Raw genomic sequence first — 14429 nt, forward strand, 5'->3', positions numbered from 1 at the left:
CTCGATGCGGGCCTGATCGACCACGCTGCCATTGAGCATGAGCTCAATGGCGTCGCCGCGGTTCATGTCGGCCCACGGCGGGATAAAGATCTTCAGGCCCCTGTCGGGGTCCAGGTCCACGGCCGCGGCGATGTTGATCCCCCATTCTCCAGAGTCGAGGATCGGTTGGGTACGGTCAGGGATTTCCAGTTGCAACAACGCGTTGGGCGCGAGGTTGCGGGGGGGCTGAATGAGCATGGGCGGGACTCCAATCGCGTGTTGGGGGGTAAAAGGCGATGGCGTTATTTAGAACCGGGGGGCGGGGGCTGGCTACTGTCAGAAATTACAGGTCGGGGTGGGTTTTCGACGAACGGTTGTAGGTGGCATCATGCTGCTGGTGGTGTTTTTGTGCCTGGCGGCGCTGTATGAAAGCGGGTCGATCCCGACGCCTCGGCCCAAACCGCACACTGGCGCCTGCGGCCGATTGTCATGACCTCCCTGGTGTTCATCTTCGCCGTGGTGCCCCAGGCGATTGCCACCGGCGTCATCGGCGGCATGAGCATCGCGACGTTGGCGATGCTGTTTGTGGTGGAGATGAAAATGGTGCGCAAGCGGCATAGGGATCGTTGAAGCTTCTCTGAAGCTGGGTGTTATGCCGGTGTCTAGTCCTGAAATAGGTTTACACCTGTTTCACTCTCAAAACGCCCGATGCACCGCATCGGGCGTTTTGTATTTCAAGGCCAGATGTGGCCGCTCCGCGTTGTAGATCAGCACCGATTCATCAACCATTCTCACCGCGTCGGCCAGGTTCTTGGGGCGATGCAGCAAAAATTCCGTCTTCAAAATTCCGTTTACTCGCTCCACCATCGCGTTTTGGTAACAGTCATAGCCATCGGTCATCGAACAAGTGACCCCGTGCTTGGCGTGGAATCGCTGGTAAAGGTCGGAGCAATATTGAGCCCCCCGGTCGGAGTGATGGACCAGCGGCTGCTTGGTTTTTCTTCCTCCCACAGCCTTCTTCAGCGCCTTGAGCACCGATTCTGTATGCAGGCTCTCATGCACATGATGTCCCACTATTTTGCGTGAGTAGGCGTCGGTGATCAGGCTCAGATAAGCAACACCCTCTTGGGTAGGCAGATAGGTTATGTCCGCAACCCAAATTTGCTCAGGACCAGTGGCAACGATTTGCTGCGCGCCTGCCTTGAGCAGATTTGGATGGCGGCGAAATCGATGATGGCTGTGGGTGGTCTTGTGGTAGGCCCGCTTGCGAGGGACTAACTCTCGCGCTTCTCGCAGGATCCTGAACAGGCGATCGCGCCCCACCCGCAGCCTCGTTTCTGCTTCAGCATGCAGCAAATAGTGCAGCTTACGGGTTCCCAGCCTTGGCTGGCGCCGACGCTTCTCCAAGACGAAATCCACAACCTTTTGATCGTCGCTGGCCTTCGCATCAAAAGCTCGGTTGCGCTTGTAGTAAGCCTGACGTGAAATGCCCATGAACAGGCAAGCCCTGCTGATACTCAGGTCTTTGATTTGCCCTTGCGTGAGGACTTGCCGGGTCGCTTTTTTACGATGGATACACCGTAATCGTTCTTCAAGACGTTGACGACAGCCTCGAAAAACTGAGCCTTTTGATTGCTCAGCTCAAGCTGTTCTTCAAGCTCTTTGATCCGCTGCTCGGGTGTCAGCGGTACCGTGGGCTCGGTCATGGGCCTGCTCCTCAGCACTCGAATAGACGCGCCCTGGCTCCAATCCTGCCGACCATGCTTGCGTAGCCACACCAACACCGTTGACCGGCCCTGGATGCCATAGCGCCGTTGAGCCTCTTTATAACTCAACTCGCCCTTTTCGACCTGGTCGACCACCGACAATTTAAAAGCCAGCGTGTAATCGCGCTGACTGCGCCTTTTCCCCGAATCCATTGCTCCCTCCTGAAAATAGGTCAGAACGTGTAAACCTTATTCAGGACGGGACACGGCAAACAAAAAGGCCCGCAACGATGCGGGCTCAAGGGCTTTTCGATAACACCTGTGGTGAGCGAGCAAGCCCGCTCGCCACGGGCCTTTAGAAGTAATACGGGAACTTGAGGCTAAAGGAGAAGTCCGGCGCATCCGGGGTCATGCCCAGGGACAGTTGCGGCACGATGGTCAGGTGGTCGGAGGCGGCGATGGTCATGCCAATGTTGAAGTAGCCGGCGTTGGCGTCGCTGGAGACCACCGATTCCCAATCTCCGCCGTCCGGCTTGAGCTTGCTGCGGCGCTGGATCAGGTCGGACATCGAGAACGACATACTCATCTTCTCGTTCAAGGCGAACGCGATACCCATGCCGACCTGGAAGCTGTCGCCGATCTTCACGTCACCCGGTTGTTTCTGGCTGACCTGTGCGCTGATGTCGCTGAACGATTCCTGCAGGTTGTGGGTATAGGAGAGTGTGCCGAACAGCACGGCCGGATCGAACGTCTTGACCAGCGAGAGGCCGGGCGTAATCGACCACACGCCGTTGCCGGTGGGTAGGCTTTCCGGTACGAACAGGTTGTTGTTGCCCGGCGACTCGATCAGCTTGATCCCAAATGGGTCCTTGCCTGTCGGCGCCTTGACCCGCAACGTGAACACCGCATCAGGGGTGTTGGCCGATTCGTCGAGGAACTTGTAGGCGACCCCAGCGTTGATATCGCCAATGGTCGGGTCGCGGCTCACGTCCTCCTGGCTGGTAACCTCCGCGCCGCCGCTGTTGGCGCCGCCTGACTGGTACGTGGACTCGCGATAGATCACGGGCACGTTGAGGTCGAACTGCCAGCGGTTGTTGTAGTTGTAGCGACCGGTCAGGTCCAGGGTCCAGGTGTCGGCCTTGATTCGATCCAGGTTGATGTTGCCCAGGAAGATCGAGTCCAGCGCGAGGAAGCCGTTGAGGGTCAATTGCTTGGTGTCGTAGTGCGAGTAGGTCAACCCGGTCTCGACACTGAACTTGCCGCCGCCGAAGAAGCCGCTGGCCTCGTCATACAGGTTGGACACGCTCTGCGCCGGTTGTGAGTCGTCGGCCAGGGATTGACCGTAGGATGAACCGCTGCCGCCACCGCCCGCGCCCCCCGACGCTGCGCCTGCACCGGTGCCGCTTTTCTGGTTGGCACCGGCCAGCGCGGCCGGTGACTTGACCAGGCGCTTTGGCTGCGGAACGGCCGGTTGATCCTCGACCTGGCGCACCCGTTGTTCGAGCACGGCCAGGGCTTTTTGTTGCATGTCGTAGCGTTGTTTCAGTTCCAGCAGTTCTTGTTTTAGTGCCTCTACATCTGGGTCCGATGCGGCCTGCAGCGCCGCGGCAGGGAAAAGGGTACTCAAACAGATGACAGCGCGTAGAGAGGCCGATCGATACATGAAATAAGCCGTCCGTTGAAGACCAATGATCGAAAATCAGCGTAGTTCAATATCCCAGGTTGCGTAGTCCTTTGAGTTGACTGAGGTTCTGCATTGTCCCGGCATTTGGGTTGAGGTTGTTGTTGAGCACCACATTGAGCTGGGTGAGGTTGCTCACCGCGTTGCTGTTGCCCAGTAGGGTGGTGTTTTGCAGCAAGCCACCCTGGGCTGCCTGTTGCAGCACCGAGCCCTGGTTGTTGTTGGCCTGGATCGCCATTTGCACGCCGCCATTGACCGCCGCAACCGTCGCGCTACCGGCCGCGTTGCTGGTGATGAACGTCTGGCCGCCCAGCAATTGACCTTGTGGCGGGGGCAGGTTCGGTGCGCTACTGGCTTGGCTGACATTGATCGAGACATTGTTGTTGGACGTGTTGCCATCGCCGGCGGCGCGCGTGACTTGGGTTACGCCCTGGGTGGTGTTGAGCCCGGCGCCGCCGATGACATTGCCGTTGCCTTGGGTCGGCGCCGGGTTGCCGTTGCCGTTGACCGGTTGATTGATGGGGGACACATAGAATTCGGGTTTTACCGTCGAGGCCTGGATCTGCATGCTACTGCTGGCACCGATCAGGTCGCCGTTGGCGTTGCGCCAGGTGCTGCTCATGACCACGCCAAAGCTGATGATGCGCCCCGGCATGACATAACGACCGCGCAACTCGGACAGCTGCTGATCGCTCACTTCGATAGGTTTGAAGCCTTCGGCGGCGAAGCACGAGGCGCTCGCTGCCAGGCAGGCGGTGGCCAGCCAGTATGAGGTTTTCATCTGCTGCTCCCGGAGCATCCTGCCCCTTTGTTTTATAGGCGCTAAAAAAAGTCACTCTGGATGAAGCCGAAATCCATCAGCTCGGCATCTCTGACCGGGCTGAACTCGTCGAGCTTGCTCTTGGCGGTCAACGGCACGGGAGGATCGCGCAAGGCGTTGTTCTTGTCGTACCCCGAGCCGACGATGGCGAAGACTATACCGTTCCAGCCTTTGGCAAAGTCGTCATGGCTGTAACGCTTGTGGCCCAGCACTGGGTCGCCGATGTAGACCCATTGTTTGTCGGCCCGTTGCAGCACCACGAAATGCTTGTAGCCACGAATGTCCAGCAGCACCACGACAGGGATCGACACCGATTCGAGCTTTTCAGATGGGATCCTGTAGCCCCTGGCACGCATGCCGATGCTTTCGACGTAGCGTTTCATGTCCAGCATGGAAAAACCTTGAGTACGCACCAGGTCCGGGTCGGCGGTGACCAGCATGCCCTTGATGGTGTGTTCCTCATCGACGTCGAGCCAATAGGCTTGGCGCAGGATGGTCGCGAGTGCGGCGGCGCCGCAGCTGAAGTCGGTTTTCTGTTCGACAATGTCGCTGAACTTGCGCTCACGAAGACTCTGCACCTGCTTGTAGACCAGCATGCCGCCAGGCAGGGCGGCAACGGGTATCTGGGCGGCCTGGGTGACACCACACAAGCACAGCAGTACGGTGAGGGCGGCCATGCGCATGATCGATATGCCTTTATCTGGGGAGTGGAAAAGCCCCGTTACCGGGGCTTTGATCACTTGCGCAATTACCGAGCGGAGTTGACTGACGAGATGGAGGTGTTGTTCACCTGCATGTTGCCGGTACCCGCCGATACGTTGCCGCCGATGTTGCCGGACGAACCGTTGAACGCGTTGGTCAGCGAAGCATTGTTGACCACCGGATTGGTCCAGCCAGTCTGCACCAGTTGTTGCGAGGTGGTGGTGCTTTTCAGGTCAAAGTCGCCAGCGACTTTGATTTTTTGAGGCTTGTTGTTGTTGTAGTCGTGGTCGTCGTCGCCACCTTTTTTGTCATGGTCACCACCGCTACCCTTAATTGGAGTCAGAGTACCTTCGGCGTCGAACGTGCCACTGCCTTTGGTGGAGGAGGTGGTAGTCACAGTTTTGTATTCCGGTGTGCCGATGTTGTTAACCAACAGCTTGGTGGACTTTTGATCAGTCGAGGCGTTCGCAGTGGCTACACCGCTACCGGCAGAGGCAATGGCGGTGTTGTTTTTCTGTTGGTTGAACTGACCGGCGGTCACGTTCAGGCCCAGGTTGCCGGAACTGCCGTTGCCGGAATCGTTGATCGACGCTTTGTTGGGCGTCGACAGGTTCAACGCGGTGTTACTGGTGTTAGTTTGGGTCGCAGTCGACGAAGCACTGGCGCCACCGCCACCGAAAATGAAGCTTTCATCCGAGGACGCGATAGCCAGCTGGTTGTCTTGCTGGTTGCCGTCGCCTGCCGCCACGTTGCCGTTGATGTTGCCGCTGGAGCCGTTCATGGTGTGGTTGGCCTTGGCAGTGTCTTTAGTGCCATAGTTGTTCACCACGTTGTTTTCGCTGGTTTGCGTGTCTTTTACGGTGGCGCTGGAAACGTGGTTGCCGCCGTAGAAGTCGTTACCTGCTTGTGCTGCCATTGCCATCACTGCTGCCAGAGCGAAAACCAGTGGTTTAAGAGCCATTGTAGGTTTCATGGTGTTTCTCCGTGACGCTTGTTGGTTGGTTAAGTGTTGGATCACTTGTCGCACTGCAAATTGGGTCAGTTCGCGACCCGGATGCTCAGGGTGTTGGCCATGCTGTTTCCCACCCCTGCACTCTGGTTCACCTGGATCACTCCACTGCTGCCGGTGAAGGCCTGGTCGCTGGTAACGACCTGGCGGCTACCGTGTGAGGTCCCAGTTGCTCCTGAGCTTGCTGCAGACACCGCCACGTTCTGTTGGGACAGGGCGCTGTCATCAACGCCTTGCGGAGCAGCACCAATGCTGATCCGCAGGGCGTTGGCCATCTGGTTACCGGCCCCGGCGCTCTGGTTGACGCCCAGGACTCCGTTGCCATTGCTGAAAGAGTTGCCGCCGATGGTGGCCGACGCGTGCGTCGACGGGTTGGCGGGGGTATCGATGTGCTGGTCCACGCGAGTGGTCGCCGAGCCGCCTGTGGCAATGGCCCGCACGTTGGCTTGCTGGCTCTGGTCGCCGGCCGCTTGGTTGATGTCCAGGATGCCGTTGTACTGCGCACCGGAGTTGTGGATGCTCGCGTTGTTCTGCACCGGGGCGCTGGAGTCGGCCATGGCGCCGGTACTGGCCAGCAGGGCGATGACGATCAGGGCGCGATTCATTTCATTGCCCCCCCGAGGGCGCCAAGCGGGGCAAGGCCGGTGGACAGGGCACCGTTGACGGTGTTCGCGATCGAGGCCCCGGCGCCTGCACCGACACCGCTGCCACCGCCCACGCCAGGCAGGTTGCTGGCACCGGTCATCGAATTGATGTTCTGCGCACCGTTATGGTTGGCGTTGAAGTTGACCATGTTGGCAATCGACGAGCCGCTGGCGACGCCGGCGAGTTCACCGTCGGTGGTGACGGCCCGAACGGTGGCCGATGGATTGGCACTGACACTGGTCTGGATAGTGCTGGTGCCATAGTTGCGACCCCAAGGTGTGGGGTCGACATTACGTTCCAATACGATGTTGCCATTGGTGCCCTGGGCCTGGGCACTGAGACTGACGATCGAGCTGGCTGCAGCTGCGATCAGCAGTAGGCATGTCATGCCTTGATTGAGAGTTCCCACGGCAGCAATTCCTTCTATCAGTGGGCTGGCCTTTGTCAGCGTTGTGAGGGAGAGAGCAGGAGCTGTGCCGCTTTTCGATTAATCAATGAATTCAGTGGGTTAAAAGAAGGCGTTGAAAAAGAAGGGCGATTGGGTGTTTCAGTGTTGAGACAGTGTTCAGCACCGTTACCCGGTATCGGCGCTTGTATGGCTCTAGAACAAGGGTTTGCGCAAAGGTGTTGCAGTGACTTAACAGTCAGTGTTGCAACGCGATGAACCCCCTAAACTGGGGCATCAGAGGGGCGCGGGGTGTTTCACCAGCGTAACAATCAAGGCCTAAACCAATGAACAGGAGCGGCAAAAAACCAGGTCGGTGGGCAGGTGATTAATACTTAAGCAGTAACTCGACCGCCGCAAACGCCTGGCGACGACGCTGGGCCCAGTCGCCTTCGATCAGTTGGAACCGTTCCCGATGTTGCACCAGCCAGTGTTGCGTGGCGTCAAAAAAGGCCTGGCGCTGACTAAGGTCCGGCTGGCAGCGTTGGCCGTCATCGGTCCAGTCCACCGCTTGCGGGGACAGCAGCAAGTGCAGGTCATAGTGACGGGCCAATAGGGCCTGCTCGAGCCAGGGTGGGCAGTCGCCGAACAGGGTCCGGCTCCAGAGCATGTTACTCAGCAGGTGGGTGTCGAGGATCAGCAAGGGGGGCTGGTCGGCCCGGGCGGCGTCTTCCCAGGCCAGTTGCCCTCGGGCGATCTGCGGGATGTCCGCCAGGCAGGTGTCAATGCCGGTCTGGTCAATGAAGTGGCGCACGTACTCACCCACCAGCAGCCCACCAAAGTGCGCGTGCAGCTCGGCCGACAACCAGCTTTTGCCGCTGGACTCGGGCCCCGTCAGTACCAGCACCTTCATGTGCGCAGCGCCGGGGCGACCCGCCATTCACGCAGGCCCTGGACGGCCAGCAGGGTGAACAGTGCATACAGTCCGGCCGTCAGGTACAGCGCTTTGTAGATAAATAACCCGACAAAGATCACGTCGACCGCAATCCACAGCGACCAGCACTGCACGCGCTTTTGCGCCATCCACCACTGCGCCACCAGGCTGAAGCCGGTCAAGGCCGCATCCAGCCAGGGCTGTGCCGCATCGGTCCAGTGGGCCATGGCCGCGCCCAGCGCCAGGCTGGCAACGGCGCCGATGGCCAGGTCCCGCGCCATTGTCCCGCGCCCCAAGCGCGTGACTTGCCGACCCTGGTGGCTGTCGCCGCCGCGCGTCCACTGCCACCATCCGTACAGTTGCAAGCCGGCGTAGATCACCTGTAGCAGCATGTCCGAGTAGAGCTTGACCTCGAAGAAGATCCAGCTATAGAGCAGCACCATGACCAGGCCAATCGGCCAGCACCAGGGGTTCTGTTTGACCGTCAACCAGACGGCGATCACGCCGAGGGCGGCAGCAAACAGTTCAAGCCCGGACATGGCGGTTCCTTGGGGAAATCGAAGAGGGCGCCGATTGTACAGTGCCCCGCACGTTTTTAGGCGCAGTGGGAGCGAGCCCGGCTTGCCGGCGAAGAGGCCGGCCCAGTCAACATCACCATTGACTGACCCACCGCTTTCGCGAGCGGGCTCGCTCCCACGGGGATCCGTGTCGAGCGCCGGATTTGCATTCGCTGAGGACTGAGCGTGGGAGCGAGCCCGCTCGCGAAGGCGCTGTATCAGTCGGCATCTCAGTCAGCTGACAGGCTGCATTCGCCGGCAAGCCGGTCTCGCTCCCTGGTCCACGGCGAACACACATCCGGGGGCAGCTCAATTCCTTGTAGGAGCGAGGCTTGCCCTAATGCCAGTCAGTTAAGGCGCCAAACCTGTGGGAGCGAGCCTGCTCGCGAAGACGGCAACACAGCCAACATCTCCGTTGACTGACCTACTGCTATCGCGAGCAGGCTCGCTCCCACGCGGGTTTCGCTTAACTGACTGGCATTAAGGCTTGCCCGCGAAGGCGGTAAGTCTGGCGACATCGATGTTGAATGGGGCAAGCCTCGCTCCTACGGGCTCAACCCAGATTCCTGCTCGCAATGGCGGTGACGAGCGGCATGGCTAAGACAGTTGCTCCCACGTTGGTCGACGCCGGACACAAAGCCTGCACCCAGCTCAGATCCTTGTGGGAGCAAGCAGGCTCGGCTTTCGGGCCGGGGGCTACACCCGGAACTGCCTGAGCAACCCATTCAACTGCTCGCTGAGGTCTTTCAACTGTACGCTGGCGGCACTCGACTGTTCGGCGGCCAGGGCGTTGCTGTGGGACAGCCCGGCGGCCTGGGTGACGTTCTGGTTGATGTCTTCCACCACGTGGGCCTGTTGCAGGGTGGCGCTGGCAATCGAGGCGTTGAGGCCGTTGAGTGTGCGCAGGGCCTGGCCGATGGCGTTGAGGCTCTCACCGGCCAGTCCGGCCTGTTCGATGGTCAGTTGCGAGGCGCGGCTGCTGTCGCCGATCACCTGCACGGCGGCTTCGGAATGACGCTGCAAGCGCTCGATCATCGACTGGATCTCGGCGGTGGACTTCTGCGTGCGCTGTGCCAGCAAGCGGACCTCATCGGCCACCACGGCAAACCCGCGCCCCTGCTCACCGGCCCGCGCCGCCTCGATGGCCGCGTTGAGTGCGAGCAGGTTGGTCTGGTCGGCAATCGAGCGGATCACTTCCAGCACGCCACCAATCTGCGTGCTCTCACTGGCGAGGGTGCGGATCACCTCGACCGCCTGGTCGATGGTGCCCGACAGTTGGTCGATCTGCTGCAGGCTGTTGTCGATGTTGACCTGGCCTTGTTGTGCCTGGACCTCGGCGTCGCGCACTTCGCTGGCCGCGTGTTCGGCATTCTTGGCCACGTCTTGCACGCCGTAGGTGACCTCATTGATGGCGGTGGCCACCTGTTCCATCTGTTGCGACTGCTGCTGGCTGCGGGCCTGAGCCTGGGTAGCGTTGTCGTCCAGATTGCTTGAGGACTGGCCCACGGCACTGGCGGACACCTGCAATTGGCTGATCACCTGGCGCAGCTTGGCGGTAAAGGCATTGAAGTGTCGGGCCAGGTCGGTGACTTCGTCCTGGCCATGGGTGTCGAGGCTACGGGTCAGGTCACTTTCGCCGCTGGCGATGTTGGCCATGGCCTCCACGGTTTCGCGCAGCGGGCGCACGATGCTGCGAGCGATCAGCCGCACCAGCAGCGCCATCACCAGGGCGATGGTCAGCCCGGCAACGGAGGCTTCCCAGACCTGGGCGCGGAACTCGGCTTGCATGTCGTCGATGTACACCCCCGAGCCGATGATCCAGCCCCAGGGTTCAAACAATTTGACGTAGGAGGTCTTCTGCACCGGGGTGCTGGCGCCGGGCTTGGGCCAGGCATAGTTGACCATGCCGGCGCCCTGGGCCTTGGCGATGGTGACCATCTCGTTGAACACGGCAAAGCCGTTCGGGTCCCTGATCGCCGACAGGTTCTGGCCATCAAGCTTGGGATTGGCCGGGTGCATGATCATCACGGGGGTGAGGTCGTTGATCCAGAAGTAGTCGTCCTGGTCATAGCGCAAGCCACGCACCACGCTCAGGGCCTGCTGTTGCGCCGCGTCGCGGGTCAGGGTGCCGGCGCTTTCCAGGCCGTGGTAGTAGGCCAGCACGCCACTGGCCGCCTGGACCACGTGCTGGGTCTTTTGCGCCTTGGCCTGATACAGGTCGTCGTGGATCTGCTTGAGCATCAGCACACCCAAGGTCAACAGCATCAGCACGGCCACAATCAAGATGAGCCACAAACGTCGGCTGATCGACATACCGCGCAAGCTATTCATACACATCGCTCCCCGTTCTTGTTCTTGTCATCAATCCGTACTGGCATTCAGGCATGCTTTGCCAGCGGCGCCTATGCGACTCAAGTCCAATAACGACACAGCGCTATTGAGGCATGTCTGATAGGCTTTCGGCCCTGCACGAGAAAACCTTAATAGGCGCGCATTTCACGGGATTTTTACGGGCTCACGTAGATCCTGCGGGCCTTGCGCTGCTGTAAACACCTGAACACTATTAACGTGGCATGCCTGGGGGCATCGCCTCATGGGGGATTGATGGATCTTTGGACCGCCGCACAGGCATTGATTTTGGGGGTTGTCGAAGGGCTGACCGAGTTCCTGCCGATTTCCAGCACCGGGCACCAGATCATCGTCGCCGACGTGCTCGACTTCGGTGGCGAGCGGGCGATGGCCTTCAACATCATCATCCAGCTCGGCGCGATCCTGGCCGTGGTCTGGGAGTTTCGCCGCAAGATCCTCGACGTTGTCACCGGGTTGCCCACCCAGCGCAACGCGCAACGGTTCACTGCCAACCTGTTGATCGCCTTCCTGCCGGCCGTGGTGCTCGGGGTGATCTTTGCCGACTTCATCCACCATTACCTGTTCAATCCGATTACCGTGGCCACCGCGCTGGTGATCGGCGGGATCATCATGCTGTGGGCCGAGCGCCGTGAACATACGGTGCATGCCGAGACGGTCGATGACATCACCTGGAAGGATGCACTCAAGGTCGGATTCGCCCAGTGCCTGGCGATGATTCCCGGCACCTCGCGCTCCGGTTCGACCATCATTGGCGGCTTGCTCTTCGGCCTGTCGCGCAAGACCGCCACCGAGTTCTCATTCTTCCTGGCCATGCCGACCATGGTCGGTGCCGCGGTGTATTCGGGCTACAAGTACCGGGACCTGTTCCAGGCCGCCGACCTGCCGGTGTTCGCCGTCGGCTTCGTCACCGCGTTCATCTTCGCGATGATCGCGGTCAAGGGCTTGCTCAAGTTCATTGCCAGCCATAGCTACGCCGCGTTTGCCTGGTACCGGATCGCGTTCGGCCTGTTGATCCTGGCGACCTGGCAATTCGGCTGGGTGGACTGGGCAGCCGCCAAGCCATGAGTGCGCCGGCCAGTGGCCGCGGGATTCAGCACCCGCGGCTCAAAGCGCTGGTCTTGGTGGCGCTGTGCGCGCTGCCGGCCGCGGGCTCGATCCTGATGGGGCTACGCGGGGTCTCGTGGCTGCCATTGATCGCCTACGGGGCGGTCAGTGTGCTGGCGTTCTTCCTGTACTGGAGCGACAAGCGCAAGGCGCGCACCGACCGCTGGCGCACGCCGGAGAACGTCCTGCATGGGGTGGAATTGGCCGGTGGCTGGCCGGGTGCGCTGATTGCCCAGCAAGTATTCCGGCACAAGACGCGCAAGGTCTCGTACCAGGTGCTGTTCTGGATCATCGTGTTGCTGCACCAGGTGTTCTGGATCGATCAACTGTTCCTGAGCGCGGGGTTGTTCAGCCTGCTCTAAAGCAGCAAGCCAACCTGCACCCGCTTGGGCAGCTTGCCCACCACCAGTTGGTGCGAGCGTTGCAGCAAGCCTTGCAGTTCATCGGCGCCCAGCGGGTAGGGCGTTTGCATGATGATCCATTGGGCCCGCGCCAGATAAGGCGCCGGCCCGATGCCCGGGCGGTCGACGTGGCCCAGGAACAGTTCCTTGTCGACCTTGAAGGCCAGGGACTCACCACGCAGGTTCTGCAGCGCGAACATCTTGTTGCCCGCCACCGAAAACACCCGCACGCCGCCCCATTTGTAATCCTCCCGGGCGCCCGGCAGGCCCAGGCAGAAACGGGCGACGTCGTCTTCGTTCATCGGTTTCATAGCGCGCGGTCCCCGCAGTCTTTGAATGATTCCGTCAGATGGTCGATCCAGGCCCGCACCGCCGGCAGCAAGCCGCGTCGATGGGGATAGACCGCCAGCAACCAGCCGCCGGGTAACGACCACTCGGGCAGCAATTGCACCAGGGTGCCGGCTTGCAACTCTTCTTCGCAATACATCATCGGCAGCAGGGTGAAGCCAAGGCCGGCGAGGGTGCAGGCCTTACGCACGATGAAGTCGTCGATGCCCAGGCGCGCCTCCAGCGCCAGGTCGCAGCTCTGGCCCTGGCCATCGAGCATGCGGATATGCACCAGGCGGTCGGCCTCCAGGGCGCCAATCACCGGCACCTGTTTCAGGTCCTCGGGGACGCTGATTGGATGAGCCGCGGCAAAGGCCGGGGTGGCGATCATCACCATTTGCGCCTGACGCAGACGCCGGGTTACCAGGAGCGGGTCTTCATCGCCCAGGTCACGAACCCGCAAGGCCACATCGACGCCCTCGGTCACCAGGTCGACCCGGCGATTGAGCAGTTGCATCTCCAGTTGCACCAAGGGAAAGCGTTCGAGAAAGCTGCTGATCACCGCGGGCAGGAACTCATGGGCCAAGCCCACCGGGCACGACACCCGCAAGCGTCCACGCGGCTCGCTGGACATGCTGGCGACGGCTTCGTCCGCCATCTCGGCCTCCAGCAGCATGGCCTGGCAGTGGCGCAGGTAGCGTTCACCCACGGCGGTCAGCTTGAGCTGGCGGGTGGTGCGCTGCAACAGGCGGGCGCCCAGGCGCTCTTCCAGTTCGGCGATGCGCCGCGACAGGCGCGACTTGGGAATGCCCAGCAGCCGCCCGGCGGCGGCGAAACCACCGGCTTCGACCACCTTGGCGAAGTAGAAAAGATCGTTGAGGTCTTGCATGGCGTGGCTCGACTGTCCTATCAGTGGGACGAACTATCGCATTCTTACTGACTAATCAGCTATTGGTTTCGCCTGTAGGATTGTCCCAACTCGATCGCCCTGTGGCGATCCTCACTTGGAGAGCCCACATGAAACTTCTACACATTGATTCCAGCATCCTTGGCGACAACTCGGCTTCCCGTCAATTGAGCCAGCGCGTCGTCCAGGCCTGGAAAGCCGCCGATTCCGAAGTGGTGGTCACTTACCGCGACCTGGCCAGCGATGCCATCAGCCATTTCTCCGCCGCGACCCTGGTGGCCGCCGGCACCAGCGCCGAACTGCGCGATGCCGCGCAACAGCACGAAGCCGACCTCGGTGCCCGGGCCCTGAGCGAGTTCCTGGCCGCCGACGCGGTGGTGATTGCCGCGCCGATGTACAACTTCACCATTCCCACCCAGCTCAAGGCCTGGTTCGACCGCATCGCCGTTGCCGGCCAGACCTTCCGCTACACCGAAGCGGGCCCTGAAGGCCTGTGCGGCAACAAGAAAGTCATCGTGGTCTCCACCTCGGGCGGCCTGCACGCCGGCCAAGCCACCGGTGTGGCGCACGAAGACTACTTGAAAGTCATGCTCGGCTTCATGGGGATCACCGATGTCGAGTTCGTCCGTGCCCATGGCCTGGCTTACGGTGACGAAGTTCGCACCAAGGCGATGAACGATGCCAACGCACAGATCAGCGAGCAACTGTTCGCCGCAGCCTAAGGTGTTGCTCAAGGGTTAGCCGTTCACGCGGCAACCACTGGCTCCGCGCGTTGATCGAGAGTAAAACGATCAAGGCGCGGAGCTTTTTTGTTTCAGTCGTTAGCAGGACGCCCGGCAAACTTGGCCCGGGATATGCACTCCCAGGTTATTGGCGCCGTTCTACGCAAGCCTTCAGGCCAG

General features: G+C 60.8%; 16 protein-coding genes and 1 pseudogene. 4 read left to right on the top strand and 13 right to left on the bottom strand.

Annotated elements, in window-relative coordinates:
• On the bottom strand, positions 1-237 hold a 237-nt coding region (locus BMW74_RS17245), incomplete at its 3' end, for a hypothetical protein (protein ID WP_139208424.1).
• 100 nt (positions 238-337) lie between these two features.
• On the opposite strand from BMW74_RS17245, the pseudogene BMW74_RS25625 reads away from it, so the two are divergent.
• Positions 338-609: pseudogene (locus tag BMW74_RS25625) on the top strand (hypothetical protein); the annotation flags it as partial.
• Between the two features lie 66 nt (positions 610-675).
• Here BMW74_RS25625 and BMW74_RS17255 read toward each other — a convergent pair.
• From BMW74_RS17255 to BMW74_RS17300, 10 genes are all read right to left on the bottom strand, one after another.
• Positions 676-1898 (bottom strand): IS3 family transposase gene (locus BMW74_RS17255; RefSeq protein ID WP_175479248.1). Its coding sequence is split into 2 segments (ribosomal slippage): positions 676-1547 and positions 1547-1898, totalling 1224 coding nucleotides; the frame shifts between segments, so codons are not numbered across the junction.
• Between the two features lie 142 nt (positions 1899-2040).
• Positions 2041-3348, bottom strand: a complete 1308-nt coding sequence (locus BMW74_RS17260; RefSeq protein ID WP_093424046.1) for a coiled-coil domain-containing protein — start codon at positions 3346-3348, stop codon at positions 2041-2043.
• A 46-nt stretch (positions 3349-3394) separates the two neighbouring features.
• Positions 3395-4147 carry a hypothetical protein gene (locus tag BMW74_RS17265; protein ID WP_175479249.1) on the bottom strand — a complete coding sequence of 251 codons (753 nt, stop codon included), beginning with the start codon at positions 4145-4147 and terminating at the stop codon, positions 3395-3397.
• Between the two features lie 41 nt (positions 4148-4188).
• Entirely contained in the window at positions 4189-4869 is a 681-nt protein-coding gene (locus tag BMW74_RS17270) for a C39 family peptidase (RefSeq protein ID WP_093424054.1), read from the bottom strand.
• A 65-nt stretch (positions 4870-4934) separates the two neighbouring features.
• Positions 4935-5861, bottom strand: a complete 927-nt coding sequence (locus BMW74_RS17275) for a hypothetical protein (protein WP_093424057.1) — start codon at positions 5859-5861, stop codon at positions 4935-4937.
• 65 nt (positions 5862-5926) lie between these two features.
• Positions 5927-6502: an adhesin gene (locus BMW74_RS17280; protein ID WP_093424060.1), complete on the bottom strand. Its 576-nt coding sequence runs from the start codon at positions 6500-6502 to the stop codon at positions 5927-5929.
• The gene (locus BMW74_RS17285; RefSeq protein ID WP_093424063.1) at positions 6499-6951 is read right to left on the bottom strand and encodes a hypothetical protein; all 453 of its coding nucleotides are present in this window, start codon (positions 6949-6951) and stop codon (positions 6499-6501) included. Before BMW74_RS17285 ends, BMW74_RS17280 begins: the two co-directional genes overlap by 4 nt.
• Positions 6952-7315: 364 nt before the next feature.
• Positions 7316-7840, bottom strand: a complete 525-nt coding sequence (locus BMW74_RS17290; RefSeq protein ID WP_093424067.1) for an AAA family ATPase — start codon at positions 7838-7840, stop codon at positions 7316-7318.
• Positions 7837-8400, bottom strand: a complete 564-nt coding sequence (pnuC, locus tag BMW74_RS17295) for a nicotinamide riboside transporter PnuC (RefSeq protein WP_093424071.1) — start codon at positions 8398-8400, stop codon at positions 7837-7839. The genes BMW74_RS17290 and pnuC overlap by 4 nt, the downstream gene beginning before the upstream one ends.
• A 714-nt stretch (positions 8401-9114) precedes the next feature.
• Positions 9115-10749: a methyl-accepting chemotaxis protein gene (locus tag BMW74_RS17300; RefSeq protein ID WP_093424073.1), complete on the bottom strand. Its 1635-nt coding sequence runs from the start codon at positions 10747-10749 to the stop codon at positions 9115-9117.
• Between the two features lie 273 nt (positions 10750-11022).
• Between BMW74_RS17300 and BMW74_RS17305 the strand changes: the two genes are divergently transcribed.
• Both BMW74_RS17305 and BMW74_RS17310 read left to right on the top strand, forming a co-directional pair.
• Complete coding sequence (locus BMW74_RS17305) at positions 11023-11853, top strand: undecaprenyl-diphosphate phosphatase (protein WP_093424076.1); 831 nt, start codon at positions 11023-11025, stop codon at positions 11851-11853.
• Positions 11850-12254, top strand: coding sequence for a DUF1294 domain-containing protein (locus tag BMW74_RS17310; protein WP_093424079.1), 405 nt, complete (start codon positions 11850-11852; stop codon positions 12252-12254). The genes BMW74_RS17305 and BMW74_RS17310 overlap by 4 nt, the downstream gene beginning before the upstream one ends.
• Here BMW74_RS17310 and BMW74_RS17315 read toward each other — a convergent pair.
• On the bottom strand, positions 12251-12595 hold the full coding sequence (locus BMW74_RS17315) for an MmcQ/YjbR family DNA-binding protein (RefSeq protein ID WP_093424608.1): 345 nt from the start codon (positions 12593-12595) through the stop codon (positions 12251-12253). The genes BMW74_RS17310 and BMW74_RS17315 overlap by 4 nt on opposite strands.
• A gap of 5 nt (positions 12596-12600) precedes the next feature.
• Entirely contained in the window at positions 12601-13509 is a 909-nt protein-coding gene (locus BMW74_RS17320; protein ID WP_093424083.1) for a LysR substrate-binding domain-containing protein, read from the bottom strand.
• A 128-nt stretch (positions 13510-13637) separates the two neighbouring features.
• Here BMW74_RS17320 and BMW74_RS17325 point away from each other — a divergent pair, with 128 nt between their 5' ends.
• Entirely contained in the window at positions 13638-14249 is a 612-nt protein-coding gene (locus BMW74_RS17325) for an FMN-dependent NADH-azoreductase (RefSeq protein WP_093424086.1), read from the top strand.
• Positions 14250-14429 lie beyond the last annotated feature (180 nt).

Origin of the sequence: Pseudomonas sp. ok272 (assembly GCF_900109995.1) — a bacterium.
GTDB lineage: Bacteria > Pseudomonadota > Gammaproteobacteria > Pseudomonadales > Pseudomonadaceae > Aquipseudomonas.